This window comes from Snodgrassella sp. ESL0323 (assembly GCF_013346865.1).
Classification (GTDB): domain Bacteria; phylum Pseudomonadota; class Gammaproteobacteria; order Burkholderiales; family Neisseriaceae; genus Snodgrassella; species Snodgrassella alvi.
Genome location: NZ_JAAEDT010000019.1, coordinates 15,731 through 41,406 on the forward strand (window position 1 = coordinate 15,731; position 25,676 = coordinate 41,406).

Consider the following 25,676-nt stretch of genomic DNA (forward strand, 5'->3'; position numbering starts at 1 on the left):
TTATTTTCAAGAATAAAATAACCTCATTCAGAATAAATATTATTCCAAATAATCTTTATCTTTTAGCTTTTTATCTGAGTTCAGCTGATCAAAAACGACAGCAACTGCTAACAATATAAAGAATAAAATTGCTAAAGATATAGATATTTTTAGAAAAAATTCAGCAGAAAAAATGTCCCACCATAATTCCAGTATCAGTAAAACACACCAGAATATGAAAATGCAAAGGCATCCTAATCCAGCTTTTTTAATCAACGTCTCTCTCCATAATAACTACATAAGCTTCTCTTGCCCAAAATAAAAACAGTCGACGCATATCTTTTTGCATAGTCACTACACGCCAGCCTTCTTTAGCATTTCGGTTTAAGAAATCTGAAAATTTTATAGGATTTGCATTTGCCGCCCCCAAAAACATAGTTGCCAAAGCACCTTCCTGATAGATAACTACTTTATATTCTTTCATAAAAACTCCTAAATTTAAATTAAATTTATAAATTTTTTTTAATGAATTATAAATTATTAATTTTAACAAAACAATTTTTTATTTACATTTATTATCATACCTTTAATTTATTTTTGCAATGACCTTTTTAGAATGATTTTAACAGATGTTCAGCTTAAAACTTAGAAATAGGCTGAGTATATCATCTAAAACAATGATTAAAAGATTATAAATTTTATAGAACAAATGTAATGTAAATTATTCACATAGTCTAATCTAAATATTAATAAGTAATAATGTTTTCTTTATAATATCTGATTAGAATTGTAATTTGTTAATTTTTTTCTGGTCATTTTATTACAATTAAAATACAATTATTAACAATACACTTTAGCTTATTGAATAAAGGGCTCTTATGAGATTGAAATTTACAAAAATAATATTAGTGCTGGCTGTTGCCGGTATGGTTTCGGCATGTAATAATAAAACCGAAAAATCCCCTGACAAAATGGTGCGAACTGGTATTCAGCGCATTATGACTGAAGACAATCAGTTTAATTTTAGTGGTTCTTATCAGGCAGAATTTATTATTCAAAATAATGAGAATAAAAGTCCTTCAGAAATAACTGAACCAACAATTGCATCTGAAGTTTCTGCATCAGAAGCCTCTGTATCAGAAGAGTATGATGATACTCCAGAATTAACAGAGTATCACCGCAAAGAAATGGATTTGTACAACAAATCTTTAGGGCAATTTTTAGGACAATTGAGTAAATCTTTTTCCGTACCTTTCACTGGTGCAGTAGATATGAAAAAAGGGGTGATGGAATTTATTCCTGAAGTCCGTTATGAAGATAAAAACGTACTGATTTCTTTTAAATTTCCTACCTATTTAGATTTTAATAATTTGTCCTTATATCTCGATGGTTCTGCAATTACCCATTTGTCAGACATTATGCCTTACAATGAAATGGTAGTTGGTGATAAATATATGCAATTCACTGTACCGCAGGATAAAGCACAACACTTACCTGTTTCAGATTTACTAAAAAGCTTACCTAAATCTATAGATGATGGTTATGCATCTATTGATCCCAGTGCATTCAAAAAAGTAAATGTCGACGAATTCGGAAAAACGCTGGAAGCAAAATATCAGGTTAATCTGAATACAGACTATGCTTCAAGCCTTAAATATGATACTGTAATTCTGCAAAGTCTTTCCAAGGCTCTAAAAGAGACAGCAGCCAAGGCTGATCAGAATAATAAATATAAACCTGAAGATTACGCTATGCTAGAAAATATAATTGATGGTGTGGCTTCAATTTATTCTGATAGTAATAATGCTCTTGCAGACACTCCTATGGGTGCTTATATGAAGCAGCTCAAAAATCAATCTAATCTACTAATAGTAAGTAATTTCTACTTTGATTCAAAAGGTCGCATTATAGGTATTCGCATTAAGACTGACCTTCCAATGGCAATAACAGGTAGGGAAGAGCCAAAAGGAACAATCAGAATAGATTATAAATTTCGGATGGATTACACCGGAAGCCCGAAATTTACCATGAAGCCTACACCACAAAACTCTATCAATATGGGATCTCGTCTTGGTTGGTAATGATTAATTTTCTTATTTGATTTAGATTTTTCAGCCAGTATGTTTTACATACTGGCTTTTTTCATTAATAAGTTATTTATTACATATTATTTCAAAGCATAAATCCAGACAGAATTAATCCCAACAGGTATATTCTGGCTGATTTTTTATAATTATTGTCATAACAACTATTTTACTCATTTGATATATACCAAACTGTCTGCAAATACAGATACCATTAATTTTACTATCTATATATTTGCAATTAAAATACAATAATTAATAATTTGATTTGTTAATTTGGTTATAAAGGGGTTTATGTTTTATGCGGTTAAATTTTAAAAAATTAATATTAACATTGACTGTAGCCGGGATAGTTTCAGCATGCAGCCACATAAATGACAATTCGCCGGATAAAATGGTGCGGACTGGTGTCCAGCAAATGATTTTAAAAGATAACCGCTTGAATTTCAGTGGTTCTTTTCAAGGAGAATATCATATTAATCCTAATACAAACAATGAAGATGAAATTTCTTCCGATACATCTGATATAAACAAAACTAATGAAACACATAACAAGCTTCTAAATACTGCATCAAAATCACTACCTCAAACAGAAGCAGATGATGATGATGATGAATCAAAACCAAAAAATTCTCTGGCACCTTTTTTTGAGCAATTCAGTCAATCATTTTCAGTACCCTTTACTGGCGCAATAGATATCCGAAAAGGGCAAATGGAAATAATTCCAGAAGTTCGTTATGAAAACAAAAATGTGCTGATTTCTTTTAAATTTCCTACCTATATAGACTTCAAAAATCTATCTCTATACGCAGATGTTTCAGCTATTACACATTTGCTAGATAAAATACCTCATACTAGAATGGTAATTGGTGACAAATATTTACAATTTGCTGTACCAAAATCCCAGATAAAAAACATGCCTATATCCGATCTGTTAAAAAGCTTACCAAAATCAATTGATGATGGTTATGCAGCAATTGATCGCGATGCATTCAAAAAAGTCAACGTTGATGAGTATGGAAAAACCCTAAAAGCAAAGTATCAGGTTAATCTGAATATAGACTATGCCCTAATGCAAAAAATTGATAATACAATGCTTGAAAGCCTTTCAAAGGCTTTAAAAGAGGCTGCAGACAAAGCTGATCAGAATAGTAAATATAAACCTGAGGATTATGCTGCATTACAGAATAAAATTGACGAATTCACTTCTACTTTTAATTCTTATTTTTTTGATGAATATGATTCTGATGATGACAGCGGTGTTTTTAAAAATCCCTATTTTGGACTTATAAAGCAATTCAAAAATAATCACATTCCTATACAATATAATTATTACTTTGATTTAAAAGGAAGAATTATAGGTATGCGTGAACAGCTAGCATTTCCTAAGGAGGTAGAAAGTATAGCTGGAACAGTAAAAACAGATACCAAAATCCACTTAAAATACACAACAAACCCTAAATTTACTATGCAGCCACCTACGCCGCAGAATTCAATTGATATAATGTCTCGACCTGAACTCAATTAATTAAAATTCAATTTATCAGTTTCAAGTATTTTTAGCCAGTATACTAAAGCATACTGGCTATTTTATATTGATAAATTTTTTACTGAATATAATGTACAAATATAAATTCATATATAAATGTACTAAGCAGATTATTCCATTATCTTACGTGATAACATATAATTTAATATACATTAAAAATTTTGTGAATATCAAGATAATACATAAATGTACGGATTTTAAAAACATATGTTTGTATTGTGATAATTAAAATACAAATAGAAAAATAAAATTTTAATTTAAAGGTTTGTATGCGGCTTAAATTTTTTAAAATGGTTTTAATTTTCTTGGTTTCCATTCTTACAGCTTGTAGCCACTTTACTGAAAACTCACCGGATAATAAGCCGTCTACTGATTTGTCAGATACCATACCTGACAATAAACTGACAATATATAACAAGGATATTCAACCACCAATATCACAGGAAACCATATCTGATATCTCTGTATCAGATTTATTAAAAAATTTACCCGATTATACATCTGATAGCTACGCCGCCGATCGAGGTGTCTTCAAAAAAGTAAATATTTATGACAGTTATGCAGCAATTAATCCCAGTGCTTTCAAAAAGGTAAATGTTGACAAGTACGGCAAAAGGCTAAAGGCAACATATCAGCTCAAGCTGAATACAGATAATATTGCAAGCTTGAAACATAATACTACATATCTTGATAATTTGAATATTTCTACGATATTAAAAGAAAGGTTATACAAAGCATATCCTGATAGTAAATATAAACCTGAGTTAGACGCTGCTGTAAAGAATATAGCTGCTTCATTATCTGATAGAAATAATTTTTTTATAAATAACTCAGATCAATTCGAATATCAATTTCTTCCAATGGTAAGCGATTTCTATTTTGATTCAAACGGAAAATTCATTAGTACAAGCTATCGTATTAAGATTAAAATAGAAATCAAAAATATAAACAAACCAATAAAAATAATTGTACCAATAGTATTCAGAGCCAAAAAAATATAATTATCTGAATTAATACTTTAAGCCGGTATGCACTGCATACCGGCTGTTTGATCCTGACAAATTATTCAGAGGAAATAATCTGAATTTAAATCCAATAATATAAATCAGACAAAAATATCTGACCCGTTTTTTTAATATCCTCATAACCAGCTAAGCTGGTTTAACAAACGCTAAACCGCCTGCAAATACTGACGCCAGCGAGCAACCTGTGCGCGTACCTGAGCCGGCGCAGTACCGCCAATATGATTACGGGCATGAAGACTGCCCTCAGGAGAAAGTACCTGATAAACGTCTTCTTCTATCAAGCCGGAGAAAGACTGTAATATATCCAGCGGTAACTCACTTAATTCCCTTTGCTGCTCTTCTGCCAGTCGGACAGCACGTGCAACGACCTCATGACTATCGCGAAAAGGTAAACCTTTTTTAACCAGATAATCAGCCAGGTCTGTTGCTGTCGCAAAGCCTTGCAACACTGCCGCACGCATATTTTCAGGTTTAACGCTAACACCTCGCATCATCTCTGCGTAAATACGCAAAGTATCTGTCAAAGTATCAACTGTATCAAAAAGCGGCTCCTTATCTTCCTGATTATCTTTGTTGTATGCCAGTGGCTGTGATTTCATTAAAGTAATCAGCCCCATCAAATGTCCTACAACTCTTGCGCTTTTTCCACGTACAAGCTCAGGTACATCGGGATTCTTTTTCTGCGGCATAATACTGGAACCTGTACAGAACCGGTCGGCAATGTCAATAAAGCCAAAACGCGGACTCATCCAGTAAATTAACTCTTCACTCAGACGGGAAAGATGTACCATCAGAACGGATGCTGCAGCAGTAAACTCAATGGCAAAATCGCGATCAGACACTGCATCCAGAGAATTCTGGCAAATCTCTTCAAAACCAAGTAATTGAGCAGTTATCTCGCGTTGAATAGGAAATGTCGTTCCGGCTAAAGCAGCCGCACCCAATGGCATACGGTTTACACGATGACGGCAGTCCAGCATTCGTTCACTATCACGTCCCAGCATTTCCACATATGCCAGCATATGATGGCCGAAGCTTACAGGCTGAGCTACCTGCATATGAGTAAAGCCTGGCATCACCACTTCTGCATTTTTATCTGCCAGATCAACCAAAGCAGATTGTAAATCTTTAATTAACAGAACAATACTGTCTATTTCATCACGCAACCACAAACGAATATCCGTAGCAACCTGGTCATTACGACTACGTCCTGTATGTAAACGTTTACCGGCATCCCCTACTTTCTGAGTCAGTAAATGTTCTACATTCATATGAACATCTTCCAGATCTACTGACCAGTCAATTTTACCGGCAGCAATTTCTGCCAGGATTTCCTGCATACCGGTTTTAATTGCTGCAAGATCTTCTGCACTAAGCACCCCAGACTGATGCAGCATCTGTGCATGCGCCAGAGAACCCTGAATATCAAACTGTGCCAAACGTTTATCAAAAGTTATTGATGCTGTGTACTGTTTAACCAGTTCACTTACCGGTTCATGAAAACGGCCTGACCAGGCTTTTTCACTCATACTTGCTCTCCACTATAACTCAACAATATTCAAAAAATATACTAACTGCAGATTATAACCACTAGCCTGACATCATTTGCCTCTGTCATTTAAAGACAATAGTCGCTACCGTGCTTTTTCTGATCACAATACACCCCGGGCACGCTCAGCATGAAAGCGTGTTTGAAAATCTTCGAATTTACCAGCTTCAATAGCCAGACGCATTTCTGCAGTCAGTATCTGATAATAGCGCAAATTATGTATCGTATTTAACTGTGCACCCAGAATCTCACCCACACGCTGTAAATGATGCAGATAAGCCCTGCTGAAATTGCGACATGTGTAACAGTCACAGCTTTCGTCCAGCGGACGCTGGTCATGCCGGTATATGGCATTTCGGATTTTTACATCACCAAAACGGGTAAACAGCCAACCGTTGCGCGCATTGCGGGTAGGCATAACACAATCAAACATATCAATGCCGCATGCCACACCGTATACCAAATCTTCAGGTGTACCTACTCCCATCAGATAATGTGGTTTATGTGCCGGAAGTTTAGGGCCGATAGCACGCAAAATACGGTACATTTCAGGTTTTGGCTCACCCACAGACAGCCCGCCTACAGATAATCCGGGGAAACCAATTTCTTCCAGTCCGGCCAGTGATTGTTCTCGCAGATCCTCGTACATTCCACCCTGAACAATACCGAATAAAGCATTCGGATTATTCAGGCGTTCAAACTCATTTTTACTGCGTTCAGCCCAGCGCAAACTCATTTGCAGGGATTTTTCAGCTTCTCTGGCACCTACATTTCCGTCAGGACATTCATCCAGCTGCATGACAATATCTGAATTGAGTACCGTCTGAATCTGCATAGAAATTTCTGGAGACAAAAACAGCTTGTCGCCATTAATAGGACTGCGGAAAGTACAGCCTTCTTCCGTTAACTTACGCATTTGTGCCAGTGAAAATACCTGAAAACCACCAGAGTCTGTCAGTATTGGCCGATTCCAGCCAATAAAATCATGTAATCCGCCAAAATCATGGATAACATCGAGTCCGGGTCTGAGCCACAGATGAAAAGTATTGCCCAGAATAATCTGTGCCTTGATTTCTTCCAGATTACGCGGCGACATGGCTTTAACTGAACCATATGTTCCTACCGGCATAAATACTGGTGTTTCCACCGTACCATGATTCAACTCCAGAGTACCACGACGCGCAAAGCCATCCGTGCGCTTTAAAGAAAATTTCAGCATATTAAATAATTCAAAGGCAAAAATTATGACAGAATATATCATTATAGCCTAAACCACCACATTTCGCCGACCAAGCATTGCCAAGCAAAATCCAAATCGCTAAAATAAATTATTTAACAGAAGCAAAAGTGCACTTAAGTAACTTTGGCTTCTATTTACCCTTATAAATATAATCAAAAGCAGCCATTTGATTTTCTCACTTGTATTAAGCGAGTCTGGTCTGTTGTTTGTGGAGTATGCATGCTGAACATCACCCTGCCTGACGGTTCTGTCCGTCAGTTTGAAGCGCCATTAAGCATAGCTGACATTGCCGCTTCCATAGGTGCAGGCTTAGCCAAAGCCGCAATTGCCGGAAAGATTAACGGCAAACTGGTAGATACATGTGATCAGGTAACAGAAGATGCTCAAGTCAGCATCATTACAGCCAAAGATAAAGAAGGTGTCGAAATCATTCGTCACTCCTGTGCACATCTGGTTGGTCATGCCGTTAAACAATTGTATCCGGAAGCCAAAATGGTTATCGGACCGGTAATTGAAGATGGCTTCTATTATGATATCTGGTACGAGCGTCCGTTTACACCCGAAGATATTGCTGCAATCGAAACTCGCATGAAAGAATTGATTGCACAAAATTATGATGTAATTAAAAAAATCACCCCGCGCGAAGAGGTAATTAATGTATTTAAGCAGCGTCATGAAGATTATAAGCTGCGCCTGATTGAAGATATGCCCGATGAAAAAGCTATGGGTCTGTATTACCATCAGGAATATGTAGATATGTGTCGCGGACCACATGTCCCTAATACTCGCTTCCTCAAAAATTTCAAACTGACCAAGCTTTCAGGTGCCTACTGGCGCGGCGATGCTAAAAATGAACAGCTGCAACGTATTTACGGTACAGCCTGGGCCAGTAAAGAAGATCTGAATGCTTACATCCAGCGTATTGAAGAAGCAGAAAAACGCGATCACCGCAAACTGGCAAAACAAATGGATTTATTCCATTTGCAGGATGAAGCACCGGGTATGGTATTCTGGCATCCCAAAGGCTGGTCACTGTGGCAGGTTATTGAACAGCATATGCGTCGCGAGCTGTCTGCTGCCGGCTATCAGGAAATCAAAACACCCATGATTATGGATCGTACATTATGGGAAAAATCCGGTCACTGGGATAACTACAAAGAAAACATGTTTATTACTGAATCAGAAAAACGTGTTTATGCTGTAAAACCCATGAACTGTCCTGGTCACATCCAGATTTTTAATCAGGGGCTGCGCTCATATCGTGATTTACCGCTGCGTCTGGCCGAGTTTGGTTCTTGTCATCGTAATGAACCTTCCGGTGCCCTGCATGGTCTGATGCGCGTACGTGGTTTTACTCAGGATGATGCGCATATATTCTGTACCGAAGATCAGATTGTCAGTGAAGCAAAAGCATTCAATGAGCTGGTAATGCGTATTTACCGTCAGTTCGAATTCAATGATGTAGCGGTTAAATTATCCTTGCGTCCGGAAAAGCGCGCAGGCTCTGACGCCATCTGGGATAAAGCTGAACAAGGACTGCGTGATGCACTGACAGCCTGTGGTGTAACCTGGGAAGAGCTGCCTGGAGAAGGCGCTTTCTACGGACCTAAAGTAGAGTACCATATTAAGGATGCATTAGGCCGCTCATGGCAATGCGGTACCATTCAGCTGGATTTCGTTCTTCCGGAGCGTCTGGGTGCAGAATATGTAACAGAAGAAAACGGACGAGCCCGTCCGGTAATGCTGCATCGCGCCATTCTGGGTTCACTGGAACGCTTTATCGGCATCCTGATTGAACATCATGCAGGTGCATTTCCACTGTGGCTGGCACCTGTACAAATGGTAATCATGAATATTACTGAAGCACAAACCGAATATTGTCAGCAACTTGCCACGCGATTAACCGCAGAAGGATTCCGCGTGCATTTAGACTTGCGTAATGAGAAAATTGGATACAAAATCCGAGATAACAGTACGCAACGCCTACCCTATCAACTGGTTATAGGCGAGAAAGAAAAACAGGACAACAAGGTTGCCGTTCGCAAACGCGGCGGTGAAGATCTGGGTCAGATGGATATTGAAACATTCATTAGCCAGCTGAAACAAGAAGCCTTGTCTCTTCATTAAACCGTGAATAAGGAGTACGACCATCGCTCAAGAACGCGAAGCACGCATCAACGGTGAAATCACCATTAAAGAAGTGCGTTTGATTGGTCCAACTGGAGAACAGTTGGGTGTAGTATCGACTCAGCAAGCCCTGAAACTGGCCGAAGAGCACGATGTGGATCTAGTGGAAATTGCCCCCACTGCCAAACCGCCCGTCTGCAAATTAATGGATTTCGGTAAATTCAAATACGAACAATCCAAAAAACGCGACGAGCAACGCAAAAAGCAGAAACAGGTACAGGTTAAGGAAATTAAATTCCGGCCTGGTACCGATGAAGGTGACTATCAGATTAAATTGCGTAACATTGTTCGCTTTTTGACTGACGGTGATAAAGTAAAAGTTACCTTACGTTTCCGCGGACGCGAAATGGCACATCAGCATCTGGGCGCAGAACTACTCAAGCGCATTCAGGCTGATTTAATCGAAATTGGTACCGTTGAGCAGTTTCCAAAAATGGAAGGTCGCCAGATGGTAATGATTATTGCAGCGAAGAAAAAATAATCATTAACCGGAATTTCAGCCTGTCTTAAAAAAGTCTCATTTTATCTCAGTAAAATGAGACTTTTCATTTTATTAAAAACACAAATAATAACTTAACAAATCCGGGTATATCTGGTCATAAGTTATTATCGCTATATTGTCTTAGCAGTACAGGTATATTATAATCCGCTTCTTGTGCATCGCCGCTGTGCATGAATCAAATTTTAAGCGGCAAAAACCGTGGTGTGCGGGTTAAAGTGCTGAATTCAGCCACCCCTCGCCTGATCAAACAACAATGGAGTTTTCCCATGCCGAAAATGAAATCCAAATCAAGCGCGAAAAAACGCTTTAAAGTATTGGGTAACGGTGGTGTAAAACGCGCTCATGCGTTCAAACGTCACATTCTGACGAAAAAAACCACCAAAAACAAACGTCAATTGCGTGGCACCTCTATGGTGAATGAACGCGATATGGCTTCTGTTCATAAAATGTTACCCTACGCTTAAGGAGTTTAAACTATGCCTCGCGTAAAACGTGGTGTTACCGCTCGTGCACGTCATAAAAAAGTTTTAGCGTTAGCCAAAGGCTATCGTGGTCGTCGTAAAAACGTCTATCGTATTGCCAAACAGGCAGTAATGAAAGCCGGTCAGTATGCTTACCGTGACCGTCGTCAGCGTAAACGTCAGTTCCGTCAGTTGTGGATCGTTCGTATTAATGCAGCAGCCCGTCAGAATGGTTTGTCTTACAGCAAATTCATGAATGGCCTGAAAAAAGCTGCCATTGTTATTGATCGCAAAGTACTGGCTGATCTGGCTGTGTTCGATCAGGCTGCATTTGCTCAATTGGCAGCACAGGCAAAAGCTGCTTTGGCCTAACTGACAAAAAGCTTAGCAAAAAGGAAACTTCGGTTTCCTTTTTTTGTATTTCTGCTTTAGTAAAAAATTTCCTTCATTGTTCCATCAATATTTAGCATTGTTGAACAGATGAATTTCGCGCTAAAATAATCTTTTAGTACATATTTTATTATAAATTGTTATATAGCTCATTTAAGATCTGATATACGGTAATCGATAAAATACAGCTGCCATATTCAGCAAAACTAAAGAGCATCAAAACATTTTTTCATTATATTTTAAGTAAAGAATCTTGTTATGGAAAATGCCAACCGCATCGTTGCCGAAGGCATCGCTGCTGTTAATTCAGCCATTGATTTACCTGCATTAGAATTAGTAAAAGCCCGCTATCTCGGTAAAACAGGTGAACTGAATGCTTTATTAAAAACATTGGGTAAAATGTCGCCAGAAGAACGCAAAACAACTGGCGCACATATCAATGAGTGTAAAAACCAATTTCAGGAAGCATACAACCGACAACGTGATGCATTAAATGAAGCAAAACTTCAGCAGCAACTGGCGGCAGAAGCGCTGGATGTCACCCTGCCCGGACGCGGACAAAATCTCGGGGGATTGCATCCGGTTACTCTTACTTTGCAACGTATAGTAGAACTGTTTCATAGCATGGGTTTTACTGTAGCAGACGGACCGGAAATAGAAGATGATTTTCATAACTTTCAGGCTTTAAATATTCCGCCAAATCATCCGGCCCGTGCTATGCAGGATACTTTTTATGTAGAAAATGGTAACGTACTGCGCACCCATACATCTCCTATCCAGATTCGTTACATGCTGGATAAAAAAGAGCCTCCGATTCGCATTATTGCTCCCGGACGTGTATACCGCGTCGATTCAGATGCAACACATTCTCCCATGTTCCATCAGGCTGAAGGATTATGGATAGAAGAAGGCGTTACTATGGCCGATCTGAAAGCAGTCTTTACAGACTTTATTCGCCGTTTCTTTGAACGCGATGATTTACAGGTACGGTTTCGCCCTTCCTTCTTCCCGTTTACAGAACCTTCAGCAGAAATTGACATCATGGGTGAACGCGGCTGGCTGGAAGTAGGCGGCTGCGGCATGGTACACCCCAATGTATTAAAAAATGTCAATATAGATGCAGAAAAATATACAGGTTTTGCCTTTGGCATCGGTCTGGATCGCTTTGCCATGCTTCGCTATGGCATTAATGATTTACGCCTGTTTTTTGATAATGACCTGAATTTTCTTAAACAATTTCAGGATTAAGATTACTGATCATGTAACTGACAGGTAATATTGAGCGGACTAAATCCCGTAAATATAGCGATTAAGTAGTTAGATTTTACATTCAGCCAGTTATCAATTACTGATTGTACAGAACACCGGATAGCACACTGAAAATAAATTTCTCAGATTTAACCGACCGGAAACTGCCAGAAAATTATTTAGTCCAATTAAGTAACCTGAACTAATTTCATTAATCAAAGACATCAATTCCAAAAGTAAAAAAAGCGTTTGAAGGCTTTATAATCGTGTCACTAAGCATGCCTGAATCAGCCTCCGAACTTTTGGATTAAACCGAAACAGAATATATACTGGAAGCATCATGCAATTTTCTCAAAATTGGTTATATTCATGGATTAACCCTGAATTATCTGCACAAGAGCTGGCACATTTATTAACCATGGCCGGACTGGAAGTAGAAGAAACCACCCTGGCTGCCCCTCCATTTCATGGGGTGGTCATCGCCGAAGTTAAATCTGTAATCAAACATCCGGATGCAGACCGTCTCAATATTACACAGGTTGATGCCGGTACAGGGGAACTGATACAAATCGTTTGCGGTGCTCCTAATGTACAACCGGGAATCAAAGTACCTTGTGCATTAGCTGGTGCTGTCTTACCGGGTGATTTCAAAATCAAACCAACAAAAATGCGCGGACAAGTCTCTAATGGAATGCTGTGTTCTGCCAAAGAATTAGGTTTACAAGATGAAGTAAACGGCTTACTGATTCTGCCTGCCGAGGCACCAGTCGGCAATAATATCCGCGATTATCTCAATCTGGATGATGCTCTGCAAACCTTAAAAATCACACCTAACAGAGCAGACTGCCTGAGTATAAAAGGCATAGCACGTGAGGTAGGTGCTTTAACCCAGAAACCACAAAATCCAATAGAGATTGTTACTAATCCATCAACACTGGATGCCAGCCAGCCTGCCATCATCGAAGCACCAGAAGACTGTGGCCGCTTTATTAGCCGGATAATTCGCGGAATTAATATTAATGCTGTAACGCCTGCATGGTTAAAACAGCGGCTCGAACGCAGTGGCCTGCGTAGCATTAATCCTCTGGTTGATATAGGTAACTATGTCATGCTTGAGCTGGGCCAGCCAATGCATATGTTTGACGAAGATAAAATCTCCGGCAAACTGATCGTGCGCCGTGCCCATGAAGGTGAAACACTTGAATGCCTCAATGATAAAACCGTAACTCTAAGCAGTAACACACTGGTAGTAGCTGATGAAAAACAAGTTCTGAGTATTGCCGGATTAATGGGTGGTGTTGACAGCTCAGTAACAGACAGCACGCGTAATGTCGTGATTGAAAGCGCATGGTTTACCCCGGATATCATTGCCGGAAAAGCACGGCAGTATGGATTCGGTTCAGATTCATCATTCCGTTTTGAACGCGGAGTAGACTTTAATTTACAACAACAAGCCATTGAACGGGCAACTACGCTGATAAAAGAAATCTGTGGTGGTGAAATTGGTGCAATTACAGAAGCAACCGGTAATCTGCCTGCAGTTAAACAGGTAAAAGTACGTACAGCAAGAGTAGCAAAAGTATTAGGCGTTGCCATTGATTCAGCCAGAATTGCCATCATCCTGCAGCATTTAGGGCTGGAGCCGCAAGCTTGTGAAGATGGCTTTATCGTTACCTCACCCAGCTTCCGTTTTGATATTGAAATCGAAGCTGACCTGATAGAAGAAATTGGTCGCGTGTATGGTTATGAAAATATTCCCAATGATCATACCAATGGCAAATTGAACATGGTAGCTTTGCCGGAAACACAAAAGCCACTGTTTAGTGTTTACCATCAACTGGCAAATAGCGGCTATCAGGAAGTAGTCAGCTATGCATTTGTAGAAGAAGCATGGGAACGCGATCTGGCCGGTAATACTGATCCGATTCGTTTACAAAATCCGATAGCCAGTCAGCTCAGCGTTATGCGCTCTACTCTGTTTGGCGGTCTGATTGAAATATTACACAACAATCTGAACCGTAAACAAAACAGAGTAAGATTATTTGAAGTAGCACGTGTATTTCAAAAACAAAATCAGCAATATACACAAACCACAAAAATTGCCGGTCTGGCTTATGGTTCTGTCTTTCCTGAGCAATGGGCAGTACCCACTCGCAACACCGATTTCTATGATGTCAAAAATGATGTTGCAGGCCTATTAAGTGCGCATAAAGTAAATTATCGCGCAGCACAGCATCCTGCACTTCATCCGGGCAGAACTGCTGAAATTATCATTGATAATAAAGTAGCTGGTGTTATTGGTGAATTGCATCCGCGCTGGACACAGAAATACGACCTACCCTTGTCGCCTATTTTATTTGAGCTTGATTTAAGTGCTGTTCTGGCACAAGCCAGGATTACTTATCAGCCAGTATCTAAATTCCAACCAGTACGGCGTGATCTGGCCTTTATCATCTCCGAACAAACTACTGCTGAAGAGCTGATCAATGTGCTGTCTACTGTGAAACATCCAGCCATTCAGGAAATATCTGTTTTTGATGTTTATCGCGGTAAAGGCATGGCGGAAAATACGAAAAGTCTGGCGGTCAAAATTATTTTACAAAGTACAGAACAAACCTTAACTGATGAAGAAGTTGAAGAAATAATGACAAAACTCATTGATACAGCAGCCACAATTGGTGCACAATTACGTACTTAATAAATTCAAACTAGGCAATTTGCCTGGCTAAAAAATTTACATACTTGAAAACAAAAACTAATTTAGGGATAATAACGCCCTCTTTAATGAAAGAAATTCTGATATGACGCTGACAAAAGCTGAACTTGCTGATATCCTGGTTGAAAAAGTTGCCGGCATGAGCAAACATGATGCCAAAGAAATTGTTGAACTATTCTTTGAAGAAATTCGCAGTACTCTTGAAAAGGGCGAACAAATTAAAATTTCCGGCTTTGGTAATTTCCAGTTGCGTGATAAACCACAACGCCCGGGACGTAATCCAAAAACTGGAGAAGAAGTACCTATTTCTGCCAGACGCGTTGTTACTTTCCACGCATCACAAAAATTAAAGGGTATGGTTGATCACTATAATGGAAAACAAGCCTAAGCAGTTGTTATCCATACCAGCACAGCGGTATTTTACCCTCGAAGAGCTATGCCGCCTTGCAGACATCAGTGCCGAGCAATTCTCTGTCTGGCAACAGACACATGGCATTATTGTAGGCTATGGCGGTAAGCACTATACCCGTGCTGATGTGATTAAAGTCAGACAATTGCGCGACAGCTTTACACCATATATAGACCCATTTACACGTAATCAGGTAGATGCTGATGGTAACCCTGTCATTAATGCACTGGAAACCCGTCAGCAAATTGAAAAAGTAGTAGATAACCTGAATAGTGTACTTGCTAAGTAATACGATTACTTTTATAATCGCTTCCTTTACAAAGTCGGAGTGTGGCGCAGTCTGGTAGCGCACTTGCATGGGGTGCAAGGGGTCGAAGGTTCGAATCCTTTCACTCCGACCAATGAAATCAAAGACTTAGAAAAATTTCTGAGTCTTTTTTATTTGCATGAAAAATACAGTGATCTATCTAATTTTTGCCAATTGATTATTTAATCAAAAATATCATTTACCCATTTTATTTAATCATTTTTTTTTATTATATTAATTTTTTCTATATCGGTTTTATTACTTATATACTTGAAATGTCTTCTCACCTGCTTTTTAATTCTGGTTTCATCCATTATTTCTGAAGCACGATAAGTATATGAAATAAAATTTTCCTTACCTAAATGTGAATACCGCTCGTATAGTTTTTTTCTGAATAGAATCGTTGATTTATTTTTTAATTGTGATTTTTCAGCTAATCGACGAGATTTTCTAAGTTTTTTATAATATCTTGATATAGAGCTTGGACGAATTAGTGTTTTTTGCCCATCAAAAATAAATCCTAAATATTGCAGATATCCTTTTCCGCTATTATCAACAGACTGAATTTTAAGCGTTCCGTCTGCACAAGTATTAAAAATCAATTTTTCGGTTTTACTATCCTGAATTTCCAGTTTAAGTTCCCAAATCTTTTCTTTTACAAAATTAGCAATATTTTCTACCAGTTCTAAAGTATCTTCGGGAGCTATAATTAATATGTCATCACAATATCGAAAATATCTAGCATTCTTCTCATCTAAAAAATTTTTACATGCTAGATCGAAATCAATCATATAAAGATTAGATACAATTCCGCTTATCGGGGAACCTTGAGGAATTCCTTTATGATAATTAACCCTTATTGCATTATTTTTGACAATTTTTTCTCTGAATTCTGCCATATTTGAACAAAGTGACAATAATCTGGAATCAGTATATTTACCCTCAACCTTTCGTTTCTTTTTCCTGAACATAGTTTTAGAAATATTTAAATTAGATAAAGCATCATCCAGCTTTACATAAGAATAACGTGTAATACTTTTAAAAATAGCATAGTGGTCATCTGGTAATTTTTCCCAGCCCAAAAGCTTTTGCCAGGCCTGTTTAAGCAAGGTATGATTTAAATTATCAAAAAAGCCTTTAATATCAAAACATAAACAAGAGCAATTTTTAAAGCTCTTAATTACATCAAAAGCCTCTTTTGCAAAATTAATATTGGATTTACCACCTGCACTACCAGCTATTTCTATTTTTCTGAAAGCTAATACGTTTTCGGACAATTTTTTATTTTTGAGGAATTCTTCGTACTTTTTATTCAACAAATCAGCATAATAAGAATAGATAAAACTATCTAAATGCGATGCGTATGCAATATATCTGATTTTTTCTTTATGACAAATAACGGACTTATTCTCAGGTAGTGAATATGTTTTCCGAACTTTAGTTTGGCATTGAATAAACGGAAGAAATTGATGCTTTGCAACTTTTTTGAATAATTATTCTAATTAGTGGATATATCTGCATCAATGTAAGAATTAAAAATTTTTTTAAGTATACTTTTATTCTTTTTTAATACACCTTTTTGCAACTGATGACCATCTTTTTCCCTTCGCAATACGGGTTTAGTTAAAGGTTTATCAAAGTGTAAATACGACCTGTCTTTAAACCATGAAAAAAATGTCTTATTATATGGATTATATTTTTTTGGCATTTTAGGTATACATAAACTACAGAATGAGATTCAAAATCAAGGGATGGGGGCTAATAGTGGCCCATCGATACTGCCCACCACCACATTGAAATTGCACGAATGCAATTTATAAAAAAGCCACACTATGTGAAATATACCTTATGATATTGTTCACACAGGATAAAGCAATGAATTTCATCACACTCACCCTGCTGTCAGTGGTAGTGTTACCACTTGACATTGAAACAATATGCCCAAAGCTCAGATAGCTTTAGTAAGCTATATAAATGTAAACATTTAGCTAAATTTAGTATAAATGATTTAATATAATTTGAAAATAGTGCACGGGCTTTGCAGTTAATTAGTGTTGTTTTTATTTCAAACTTTAAATCAACCCTTTTGTTAACATAACAAAAACCCTTGTAAAACTTTATAGTGTCCATACATCTGAAATAAGCGGATCAAATCAAAGCCATCTACAACCTGCATTTTATCCGGTATATTGCTGCAATTGTTTTAATACTCGCCGGCTAAGGATACCTTCAGGCAGACGAAAATCCAGAAGCATACGTGTCAGCCGTATGGCCTCGGTATGCCATTCAGGTTGTTCAGCTAGTGAGCGGTTATTTAATGCATTCAGAGTGTGCCCGTGAACAACAATACCATTTTCCTGCGCTGTCATCTGTGCCTGCATCAATAAAACAGGAGCATGTTCGGCGCGCAGCCAGTAGCGTTCATGATTAATGATCTCCTTCCCCTGACTATCCTGACTAATATCAGGAGCAATACCTAAAGCACGCAGTAATGACCACTCAAAATAACGCAGTGCAGATAAGTGTTCGCCGTTTGAAATATGTTGTAGTACGGTATGTAGTGCCGCGTGAATATCAGGTAACGGATCCTCCCGGGCTGTTAGTTTTAGTACCAGCTCATTTACATACATGGCACTGAATAACGCCTGATTCTGAGGCTGAGGCCAGCCGCCTATCCATTCTGCCCGGTGCAGAGTTTTCAATTCATTATTCCCATACCATGATAGCTGTAGGGGCACAAAAGGAACGAGTACACCTCGCAATTCACTTTGCCGGCGCCTCGCACTGCGCGCCAGCATCACTACTCTGCCATAATCCCGGGAAAATACTTCAATTTGCAGACTGCTTTCACTCCATGGACGGGAGGTGAGCAAAAAAGCAGGTTGATGATTGATGCGATTATTAGACATAGCCGTTTTATGTCAGATGTAGATTTTTCAATTATAGCCGGTTATGGCATGCAATTGACCATGTACAGGAAAAAGCGGATAATTCTATTAACAATATAGACTATATTTTTCAGGCAGCCGGCTATTTTAAAGCCGGCTGCCTGAATGTATTCGAAATAATCAGGAAAGTTTAAATACCCATGAAAGCACCAGAATTATTATTGCCCGCTGGTGGACTGGAGCGGATGCGCACAGCCTTTGATTATGGCGCAGATGCTGTTTATGCCGGCACACCGCGTTATTCTCTGCGCGCACGTAATAATGAATTTGCACATCTGCCAGTACTGGAACAGGGTATTACTGAAGCACATGCACGCGGAAAGAAATTTTTTCTGGCCAGTAATATTTTGCCACATAACGCAAAATTGAAAACTTATCTCGCCGATATGGAACCGATTATTGCTATGCAGCCAGACGCGCTGATTATGGCTGATCCGGGTCTTATTATGAAAGTGCGTGAAAAATGGCCGGAAATACCGATTCATTTATCCGTCCAGGCTAATACCACCAATGCATGGGGGGTACAGTTCTGGCAGAGCATCGGCATAGAACGTATTATTCTGTCGCGCGAACTCAGTATTAATGAAATTGCCGAAATCAGGCAGCAATGCCCGGATATTGAGCTGGAAGTATTCGTTCACGGAGCTTTGTGTATTGCCTATTCAGGCCGCTGCCTGCTTTCCGGTTATTTTAATCATCGTGATCCTAATCAGGGTACTTGTACTAATGCTTGCCGCTGGGATTATAAAGTACATAATACGGCTGATAGCGACAGCGGCGATGCTCAATTATTACCCGATTTTGACTTTAATCAGGCGAAAAGTCTCGCTGATAACGCATTATACGGCTTAAATGACCAGCAACGTCACCCGCTGGCAAATAAAGTCTATCTGATTGAAGAAGCAAACCGGCCTGGTGATATGATGCCTATAATGGAAGATGAGCATGGCACCTATATCATGAATTCCAAAGACTTACGCGCGGTAGAACAAGTCGCCAAACTGGCAGAAATCGGTGTAGATTCTTTAAAAGTAGAAGGACGGACTAAATCAGTCTATTATGTAGCGCGGGCAGCACAGGTATACCGGCGTGCTATTGATGATGCAGTTGCAGGTAAACCTTTTGATTATAGCCTACTGGCAGAACTCGAAGGATTGGCTAACCGGGGTTATACCACAGGTTTTCTGGAACGGCATCAGACACAAGAGTACCAGAATTACCTTTCCGGACATTCTTTATCAAAACAAAGTCAGTATGTAGGCAAAGTTACGGCTGTTGATTCTGAAGGATGGGCAACCATTGAGGTAAAAAATAAATTCAGCCTTGGTGACCAGCTGGAAATTATTCATCCGGGCGGTAATCAGATTATCCGCCTTGAAGCAATGACTCGTAAGGGCTATCCGGTAGAAGTGGCTTCCGGAAACGGAATTGAAGTAAAAATTCCACAAATGCTTGGCAAAGATAATGCACTGATTGCACGCATTATTCCCCAGGCAGAAGCTAATTAAATTAGCTGCTGAAAAAGCCATAGTGATATTACACTATGGCTTTTTTATTATCCGTTTCTATATTTGTGTAATTTATAGCCAGCCTTGTAAATGCTGCTTCACAAGCGGAGCCAGTATTTCAACCCATTCATGCTCACTATTCATACAGGGAATATACTGAAACTGTTTTCCGCCATGCGCCAGAAAGTCTGCTTTACCGCGAATATTGATTTCTTCAAGTGTTTCCAGACAATCGGTAACAAAACCCGGACATACGACATCAAGTCTGCTGATTCCGGCCTGAGGAAGCTGGATAAGCAAATCCTGAGTACTTGGTCCGACCCAGGGTGCATAGCCAAAACGGCTCTGAAATGCCAGCCGGTATTCATCTGCTTGCAGCCCAAGCTCTTCAGTAAGTAAACGGGTCGTGGTTTTACAATGCTCAACATAACTATCGCCAGCCTGATGCTGAGCCTCTGGTATACCATGAAAGCTTATTAATAAACATTGCCCTCTACCATGCTTTTGCCAGTAGGTCTGAATATGTCTGGCCAGTGTTTTTATATAATTGTTATCTGCATAAAAACCGGTGATACTTCGTACTGCCATTTGTACACGTTGCTTAAGCATTACCCGCCAAACCTGATCCAGTGCAGCACCACTACTGGAACCCGCATATTGCGGATACAACGGCAACACCAGTAAATTCTGCACGCCAAGCTGCTTCATTTCTTGCATAACATCAATTACGCTGGGCTGTCCGTAGGTCATAGCAAAACGAGTAATAACACCGTCTGGCATAGTACTGGCTAAAGAAGCGCTAAGTAGTTGTGTTCCAGTCAATAAAGGGGAACCGGCTTCCTGCCAGATGGTGCTGTACGCGTGGGCACTTTTACGTCCGCGAACAGGTAAAATAATCCCGCGTAATATTAACTGCCATAAAAAACGCGGTAATTCGACTACACGCTGGTCGGATAAAAATTCGCGTAAATACGGGCGTACAGCCTTAGGTGTAGGTGCAGCAGGTGTACCAAGATTCAGCAATAAAACACCAATTGCCGGTTTAGAAGTTTTTGGTTCAGAAAGAAAAATTTTTGACATAATATTTGGCAGTAATCGATTATCAGTCAATCAGATAAAAGTGCTGCGAGTATAGCCTATATCCTCTGCTTGTTAGCAATTCGACAGTTAATACTTTACTGACATCAGGCATTACCTCTACAAACAGACCTAATACAGCGATTATCTGTGCTCTAACTAATCCCTGCTCACCCAGATAAAACTACTTTAGTTTACAGACCGACTGGTAAATCTTTATTTATCCCAAAGCGCCTGAAAAGCTTTTACTACTTTTTCAGGATCAGATGATTCAGTAACAGCACGAACTACAGCCAGAGAGCTTACGCCGGTAGCCAGTACATCGCGTGCATTATTTAAATCAATTCCACCAATAGCAACTGTAGGTGTATTTCCGGCTTGAATAACGTATTGCTTTAATTTGTCCAGTCCCTGAGGTTCAGTAGGCATAGTTTTGGTTGTAGTAGGAAAAATTGCCCCGCAGGCTACATAGCTTGGCTTTACTGCTAATGCTTTACTCAGCTCTGCTGATGAATGTGTACTTACCCCCAGCCTTAAGCCTGAATTCTGAATCATTACTAAATCAGCACTGTCCAGATCTTCCTGTCCAAGATGCACTCCATAGGCACCGCAATCTACGGCTTCCCACCAGAAATCATTGATAAATAGTTGTGTTGGTGTATCTTTTGCATAAGCGACACTGCGTTGAATTTCACGGTACAATGCTGAACCAATCTGAGTTTTATTACGCAGCTGTACAGTATTGGCTCCTGCATCGACCATCCGCGCTACCCAATCCGCAGTAGGAACAACAGTATAGAATTTCAGCGGAGCAACTATAGGTAAAAACGATTTTGCATACATAAAATATTCCTTTTGAAATAAAAATCTTTATAATGATAGTTTTTTCACGCAGCACTGCATACACACAATAACGTTTGCAAGTGTCTGTACTGAATTTTCCACTTTTAAAAATATATTATGGCCTCAGACACATCCTCTGTTCGCTCTCCCCTGATCACTCGGGTTAATTATACTTTTGCTGCATTATTATTCGGCACAATTGCATACTTTATTTATTGGGGGCTTGGGTATACCAACCATCATTCTCCATTATTATTTGTTATTGCCACTTTGTTTGGTGCCTTCATGGCATTTAACATTGGTGGCAATGACGTTGCCAACTCCTTTGGTACCAGTGTAGGTGCCGGAACCCTTACAATACCGCAAGCATTGGGTATAGCGGCTGTTTTTGAGGTTTCTGGTGCAGTCATTGCCGGTGGCGAAGTAACAAAAACAATTCGTCACGGTATTATAGACCTTGGTGCCATGCATTTAACACCTTCACAATGCATTAATGTCATGCTGGCAGCATTACTGGCGGCGGCAATCTGGTTGTTAATTGCTTCCAAAAAAGGGTTACCGGTTTCAACAACACACTCTCTGATAGGCGGACTGGTAGGTGGCGGATTATGTCTAGGATATCTGATAACGGGTAATGGCAGCGCTTTAGATTTAATCCAATGGAACAAAATGGCAGAAATTGGTCTGTCCTGGGTTATCTCACCTGTTTTAGGAGGTGCGTTTTCTTATATCCTGTTCAGCCAGATAAAAAAGCATGTACTGGACTACAATGACCGGATGGTTATAGCACTGAAAGAAATTAAACAGGAAAAAAAAGCATATAAAGAAAAACACAAAATCTGGTTTGAAAAGCTAAGCGAAACCGAGAAAATTCGCATTTCCTCTGCTATAGCCCGTGATGCCGAAAATTACAGTGATCCTGATTATGGTGTCGAAGAGCTAGAATCAGATTACTATAAAGGCCTGGCAAATATCGAAAGCCGTAAAAACAACATCGACGCATTTAAAGCACTGCATAGTTGGGTACCTTTAATTTCGGCCTGTGGCGGCATGATGATTACCGCTATGATGTTATTTAAAGGGCTGACTAATCTGCATCTTGGTTTATCTGTGATTACCAATTTCCTGTTAATCATCATGATTGGCGCACTAATCTGGATGGCCACATTTATTTACGCCAAAACCTTAAGGCGCAAAGATTTAAGCAAATCAACCTTTCTGATGTTCAGCTGGATGCAGGTATTTACGGCTGCCGGCTTTGCTTTTAGTCACGGCGCTAATGATATTTCCAATGCGGTTGGCCCGTTTGCCGCCATTATGGATATCATCCGTACTGGTGATATTGGTATAGATGCCAATGCCATGATTCCGGCACCAGTGATGATAACATTTGGTGTGGCACTGATTGTTGGTTTATGGTTTATCGGCAAAGAAGTTATCCAGACTGTTGGCACCAATCTGGCCAAAATGCATCCTGCATCCGGCTTCACAGCAGAGCTTTCCTCTGCAGCTATTGTGATGCTGGCAACACTGATGGGGCTGCCGGTATCCAGTACACATATTCTGGTTGGTGCCGTTCTGGGTATCGGACTGGTTAATCGTAATGCCAACTGGAAATTGATGAAACCAATTGCACTGGCCTGGGTGATAACCCTGCCCTCTGCTGCAGTTTTATCTGTATTGATATTTTTGGGACTCAACTCATTTTTTTAAATTAACAATTATCTTAATGAAACCGGATAAGTATGTTTATCCGGTTTTATTATGATTAAAGCGATTGTCTAAAGTAAATTTTCCCGGATTTTATAGAATAAATTTAACTCTGTTTTGAATGACACTACAAATAGTCGTTATTAAATTTCGTTTAATACTTTTTTCCAGATTTCTTAAATTTAAAAAGTAATTTTAAAATCAAATTAAATTTTTTAACTTAATCACCGGCTGTTTTTTATTCAACCATTTAAGCTAAAATGATGACTTTTGTCACAAACTCAGCACAAACTGGTTGTTGCCAATGAATAACCTGCTTAAAAAATTTTATATAGATCCCTTTTTGCTGGCAATGTTAACGGTTGTAGGTACAGCTACTGTTTTGCCTTGTCAGGGCAGCACAAAAACATTCTTTAGCTATCTGACCACAGTTGCCATTGCCTTACTATTTTTTATGCATGGTGCAAAGCTGTCACGGCAGGCGATTACAGAAGGTATCAGACACTGGCGATTACATTTAGTTGTATTTTGCAGCACATTTATTTTATTTCCGCTAATCGGTTTAGGTTTGCGTATTCTGGTTCCCCACTGGCTCTCTCCCGAACTGTATCTGGGCTTTCTGTATTTGTGCGCATTACCGGCTACAGTACAGTCCGCAATTGCTTTTACTTCTGTTGCCGGCGGAAATGTTGCAGCAGCAGTATGCAGTGCATCTGCTTCCAGTATTCTGGGCGTTTTCCTGTCACCTGTACTGGTCGGTCTAATGATGCCCACCAGTGGCAACAGCGTGGACACAACAGCTGCTATCGAATCGATTTTATTACAGCTAATGCTGCCGTTCGTTTTAGGCCATCTGGCCAGACCATTAATTGCAAATTGGATTCATAAACATAAAGTATGGATAAACCGGACTGATCGCGGTTCGATTCTTTTAGTCGTTTATGTAGCATTCAGTGATGCTGTTGTTGAAGGACTATGGCACAAAGTTAATCTAGGCTCAATTGGTATGATTGTGATTCTGAGTCTGTTGATTCTGTTTCTGGTTATCAGCATTAATACACTGGTTGCCCGTTCATTGGGCTTTAACCGTGCTGATGAAATTACTATTGTCTTTTGCGGCTCTAAGAAAAGTCTAGCAAATGGCGTACCCATGGCCAATGTACTCTTTCCTGCCAGCATAGTAGGCATTATGTTATTACCACTGATGATTTTTCATCAGTTACAACTAATGATCTGTGCAGTACTGGCGCAACGCTATGCACGTTTGAATAAAACGGAATAGATTACCTTCGAGTGTAGGTTTTATTTCTAATAAAGCTTGCTATTTGTTTTTTATAATATCTGCATCATAGTGCCAGAAATAAGATTTGCTGGCACTTAATCTATTTGCATCAAATCACTCAATAATGCTGCAAATATCGTATTTACTTGATTTTGATACAATGGCATAAATCAAAAATATAGATATACTATAAGCTGAAACAATTAGGTTTAAAAGTAGCTGCTGTGAATAGACTGGTAGTCACGAGTTAGGGATAAAATATTTGTAACTAATTGATTTATTTTATCTTATGGTGCCAGTAATAGGAATCGAACCTACGACCTTCGCGTTACGAGTGCGCTGCTCTACCAACTGAGCTATACTGGCTTCCAATTCAGAATACTCTGAATGGCGCGCAGTATAGCATAATCGCTTTATACTCACCATTGCTATCCAATTTTATTTATTAATATAATATTTTGGTCATAAATATAATATCTGTTTAATTAAGCCTTAAGTTATTTCTGCGCTTTATACCTGAAATTTTTAATCGGGCTTTTAATAATTGAATTGAATATTAAAAATATTCAGATTTTATCTAAAATAGTTTATATTTTATTTTCTTCTTCGAGATTAATTTTTTTATCTCAATAAATTAATAGAAGATTTAAAAATTGATATTA

The 25,676-nt window shown here is 39.0% G+C and carries 21 protein-coding genes, 2 tRNA genes and 1 pseudogene; 15 read left to right on the plus strand and 9 right to left on the minus strand.

Annotation, left to right across the window (positions count from 1 at the left end; all coding sequences use genetic code 11):
• Nucleotides 1-39: 39 nt before the first annotated feature.
• Both GY065_RS07410 and GY065_RS07415 read right to left on the minus strand, forming a co-directional pair.
• Nucleotides 40-255, minus strand: a complete 216-nt coding sequence (locus GY065_RS07410; protein WP_037473124.1) for a hypothetical protein — start codon at nucleotides 253-255, stop codon at nucleotides 40-42.
• On the minus strand, nucleotides 248-463 hold the full coding sequence (locus tag GY065_RS07415; protein WP_174833649.1) for a DUF4177 domain-containing protein: 216 nt from the start codon (nucleotides 461-463) through the stop codon (nucleotides 248-250). The genes GY065_RS07410 and GY065_RS07415 overlap by 8 nt, the downstream gene beginning before the upstream one ends.
• A 394-nt stretch (nucleotides 464-857) precedes the next feature.
• Between GY065_RS07415 and GY065_RS07420 the strand changes: the two genes are divergently transcribed.
• From GY065_RS07420 to GY065_RS07430, 3 genes are all read left to right on the plus strand, one after another.
• A complete protein-coding gene (locus tag GY065_RS07420) occupies nucleotides 858-2,060 on the plus strand; it encodes a hypothetical protein (protein ID WP_174833650.1) in 1,203 nt (400 codons plus the stop codon).
• 304 nt (nucleotides 2,061-2,364) lie between these two features.
• Nucleotides 2,365-3,591 carry a hypothetical protein gene (locus GY065_RS07425; protein ID WP_174833651.1) on the plus strand — a complete coding sequence of 409 codons (1,227 nt, stop codon included), beginning with the start codon at nucleotides 2,365-2,367 and terminating at the stop codon, nucleotides 3,589-3,591.
• A 290-nt stretch (nucleotides 3,592-3,881) separates the two neighbouring features.
• Nucleotides 3,882-4,613 (plus strand): hypothetical protein, encoded by a 732-nt coding sequence (locus tag GY065_RS07430; RefSeq protein WP_174833652.1) that lies wholly within the window; start codon nucleotides 3,882-3,884, stop codon nucleotides 4,611-4,613.
• Between the two features lie 170 nt (nucleotides 4,614-4,783).
• Here the strand turns inward: GY065_RS07430 and argH are convergent, their stop codons facing one another.
• On the minus strand, nucleotides 4,784-6,166 hold the full coding sequence (gene argH / locus GY065_RS07435; RefSeq protein ID WP_174833653.1) for an argininosuccinate lyase: 1,383 nt from the start codon (nucleotides 6,164-6,166) through the stop codon (nucleotides 4,784-4,786).
• Between the two features lie 123 nt (nucleotides 6,167-6,289).
• Nucleotides 6,290-7,405: a tRNA guanosine(34) transglycosylase Tgt gene (gene tgt, locus GY065_RS07440; protein WP_174833654.1), complete on the minus strand. Its 1,116-nt coding sequence runs from the start codon at nucleotides 7,403-7,405 to the stop codon at nucleotides 6,290-6,292.
• Nucleotides 7,406-7,645: 240 nt separating this feature from the next.
• On the opposite strand from tgt, the gene thrS reads away from it, so the two are divergent.
• From thrS to GY065_RS07485, 9 genes are all read left to right on the plus strand, one after another.
• Nucleotides 7,646-9,553, plus strand: coding sequence for a threonine--tRNA ligase (gene thrS, locus GY065_RS07445; RefSeq protein WP_174833655.1), 1,908 nt, complete (start codon nucleotides 7,646-7,648; stop codon nucleotides 9,551-9,553).
• Nucleotides 9,554-9,575: 22 nt separating this feature from the next.
• Nucleotides 9,576-10,094 (plus strand): translation initiation factor IF-3, encoded by a 519-nt coding sequence (infC, locus tag GY065_RS07450; protein WP_100116503.1) that lies wholly within the window; start codon nucleotides 9,576-9,578, stop codon nucleotides 10,092-10,094.
• Nucleotides 10,095-10,381: 287 nt separating this feature from the next.
• Nucleotides 10,382-10,579 (plus strand): 50S ribosomal protein L35, encoded by a 198-nt coding sequence (gene rpmI / locus GY065_RS07455; RefSeq protein WP_025330522.1) that lies wholly within the window; start codon nucleotides 10,382-10,384, stop codon nucleotides 10,577-10,579.
• 12 nt (nucleotides 10,580-10,591) lie between these two features.
• Entirely contained in the window at nucleotides 10,592-10,948 is a 357-nt protein-coding gene (gene rplT / locus GY065_RS07460; protein ID WP_025330521.1) for a 50S ribosomal protein L20, read from the plus strand.
• A 276-nt stretch (nucleotides 10,949-11,224) separates the two neighbouring features.
• Nucleotides 11,225-12,214 carry a phenylalanine--tRNA ligase subunit alpha gene (pheS, locus tag GY065_RS07465; RefSeq protein ID WP_037392933.1) on the plus strand — a complete coding sequence of 330 codons (990 nt, stop codon included), beginning with the start codon at nucleotides 11,225-11,227 and terminating at the stop codon, nucleotides 12,212-12,214.
• A gap of 340 nt (nucleotides 12,215-12,554) precedes the next feature.
• A complete protein-coding gene (gene pheT / locus GY065_RS07470) occupies nucleotides 12,555-14,912 on the plus strand; it encodes a phenylalanine--tRNA ligase subunit beta (protein ID WP_174833656.1) in 2,358 nt (785 codons plus the stop codon).
• A gap of 103 nt (nucleotides 14,913-15,015) precedes the next feature.
• Entirely contained in the window at nucleotides 15,016-15,318 is a 303-nt protein-coding gene (locus GY065_RS07475) for an integration host factor subunit alpha (protein WP_025330518.1), read from the plus strand.
• Nucleotides 15,302-15,628 (plus strand): hypothetical protein, encoded by a 327-nt coding sequence (locus tag GY065_RS07480; protein WP_174833657.1) that lies wholly within the window; start codon nucleotides 15,302-15,304, stop codon nucleotides 15,626-15,628. Before GY065_RS07475 ends, GY065_RS07480 begins: the two co-directional genes overlap by 17 nt.
• Nucleotides 15,629-15,663: 35 nt before the next feature.
• A tRNA-Pro gene (locus tag GY065_RS07485) sits at nucleotides 15,664-15,740 on the plus strand.
• A gap of 118 nt (nucleotides 15,741-15,858) precedes the next feature.
• On the opposite strand, the pseudogene drt2 reads toward GY065_RS07485, so the two are convergent.
• Both drt2 and recO read right to left on the minus strand, forming a co-directional pair.
• Nucleotides 15,859-17,121, minus strand: a pseudogene (gene drt2 / locus GY065_RS07490) (antiviral reverse transcriptase Drt2); the annotation flags it as partial.
• Nucleotides 17,122-17,823: 702 nt separating this feature from the next.
• Complete coding sequence (recO, locus tag GY065_RS07495; protein WP_174833659.1) at nucleotides 17,824-18,555, minus strand: DNA repair protein RecO; 732 nt, start codon at nucleotides 18,553-18,555, stop codon at nucleotides 17,824-17,826.
• A 179-nt stretch (nucleotides 18,556-18,734) separates the two neighbouring features.
• Between recO and yegQ the strand changes: the two genes are divergently transcribed.
• Nucleotides 18,735-20,102, plus strand: a complete 1,368-nt coding sequence (gene yegQ, locus GY065_RS07500; protein ID WP_078474241.1) for a tRNA 5-hydroxyuridine modification protein YegQ — start codon at nucleotides 18,735-18,737, stop codon at nucleotides 20,100-20,102.
• 72 nt (nucleotides 20,103-20,174) lie between these two features.
• Here yegQ and hemH read toward each other — a convergent pair whose 3' ends face one another.
• Nucleotides 20,175-21,182 carry a ferrochelatase gene (gene hemH, locus GY065_RS07505; RefSeq protein WP_174833660.1) on the minus strand — a complete coding sequence of 336 codons (1,008 nt, stop codon included), beginning with the start codon at nucleotides 21,180-21,182 and terminating at the stop codon, nucleotides 20,175-20,177.
• Between the two features lie 213 nt (nucleotides 21,183-21,395).
• On the minus strand, nucleotides 21,396-22,022 hold the full coding sequence (gene thiE, locus GY065_RS07510) for a thiamine phosphate synthase (protein ID WP_174833661.1): 627 nt from the start codon (nucleotides 22,020-22,022) through the stop codon (nucleotides 21,396-21,398).
• Nucleotides 22,023-22,139: 117 nt separating this feature from the next.
• Here thiE and GY065_RS07515 point away from each other — a divergent pair, with 117 nt between their 5' ends.
• Complete coding sequence (locus GY065_RS07515) at nucleotides 22,140-23,735, plus strand: inorganic phosphate transporter (RefSeq protein ID WP_100116511.1); 1,596 nt, start codon at nucleotides 22,140-22,142, stop codon at nucleotides 23,733-23,735.
• Between the two features lie 301 nt (nucleotides 23,736-24,036).
• Nucleotides 24,037-25,014: a bile acid:sodium symporter family protein gene (locus GY065_RS07520; RefSeq protein WP_025330957.1), complete on the plus strand. Its 978-nt coding sequence runs from the start codon at nucleotides 24,037-24,039 to the stop codon at nucleotides 25,012-25,014.
• A 290-nt stretch (nucleotides 25,015-25,304) separates the two neighbouring features.
• On the opposite strand, the gene GY065_RS07525 is transcribed toward GY065_RS07520, so the two are convergent.
• Nucleotides 25,305-25,380: transfer RNA gene (locus GY065_RS07525), tRNA-Thr, on the minus strand.
• Between the last annotated feature and the right edge of the window lie 296 nt (nucleotides 25,381-25,676).

Coding starts and splice junctions, on each gene's coding strand:
- rplT (WP_025330521.1), top strand. CDS start 10,592: ATGCCTCGCGTAAAACGTGGTGTTACCGCTCGTGCACGTCATAAAAAA.
- recO (WP_174833659.1), bottom strand. CDS start 18,555: ATGTCTAATAATCGCATCAATCATCAACCTGCTTTTTTGCTCACCTCC.
- GY065_RS07520 (WP_025330957.1), top strand. CDS start 24,037: ATGAATAACCTGCTTAAAAAATTTTATATAGATCCCTTTTTGCTGGCA.
- pheT (WP_174833656.1), top strand. CDS start 12,555: ATGCAATTTTCTCAAAATTGGTTATATTCATGGATTAACCCTGAATTA.
- rpmI (WP_025330522.1), top strand. CDS start 10,382: ATGCCGAAAATGAAATCCAAATCAAGCGCGAAAAAACGCTTTAAAGTA.
- hemH (WP_174833660.1), bottom strand. CDS start 21,182: ATGTCAAAAATTTTTCTTTCTGAACCAAAAACTTCTAAACCGGCAATT.
- tgt (WP_174833654.1), bottom strand. CDS start 7,405: ATGCTGAAATTTTCTTTAAAGCGCACGGATGGCTTTGCGCGTCGTGGT.
- GY065_RS07425 (WP_174833651.1), top strand. CDS start 2,365: ATGCGGTTAAATTTTAAAAAATTAATATTAACATTGACTGTAGCCGGG.
- GY065_RS07420 (WP_174833650.1), top strand. CDS start 858: ATGAGATTGAAATTTACAAAAATAATATTAGTGCTGGCTGTTGCCGGT.
- thiE (WP_174833661.1), bottom strand. CDS start 22,022: ATGTATGCAAAATCGTTTTTACCTATAGTTGCTCCGCTGAAATTCTAT.
- GY065_RS07515 (WP_100116511.1), top strand. CDS start 22,140: ATGGCCTCAGACACATCCTCTGTTCGCTCTCCCCTGATCACTCGGGTT.
- thrS (WP_174833655.1), top strand. CDS start 7,646: ATGCTGAACATCACCCTGCCTGACGGTTCTGTCCGTCAGTTTGAAGCG.
- argH (WP_174833653.1), bottom strand. CDS start 6,166: ATGAGTGAAAAAGCCTGGTCAGGCCGTTTTCATGAACCGGTAAGTGAA.
- GY065_RS07480 (WP_174833657.1), top strand. CDS start 15,302: ATGGAAAACAAGCCTAAGCAGTTGTTATCCATACCAGCACAGCGGTAT.
- GY065_RS07475 (WP_025330518.1), top strand. CDS start 15,016: ATGACGCTGACAAAAGCTGAACTTGCTGATATCCTGGTTGAAAAAGTT.
- yegQ (WP_078474241.1), top strand. CDS start 18,735: ATGAAAGCACCAGAATTATTATTGCCCGCTGGTGGACTGGAGCGGATG.
- GY065_RS07430 (WP_174833652.1), top strand. CDS start 3,882: ATGCGGCTTAAATTTTTTAAAATGGTTTTAATTTTCTTGGTTTCCATT.
- pheS (WP_037392933.1), top strand. CDS start 11,225: ATGGAAAATGCCAACCGCATCGTTGCCGAAGGCATCGCTGCTGTTAAT.
- GY065_RS07415 (WP_174833649.1), bottom strand. CDS start 463: ATGAAAGAATATAAAGTAGTTATCTATCAGGAAGGTGCTTTGGCAACT.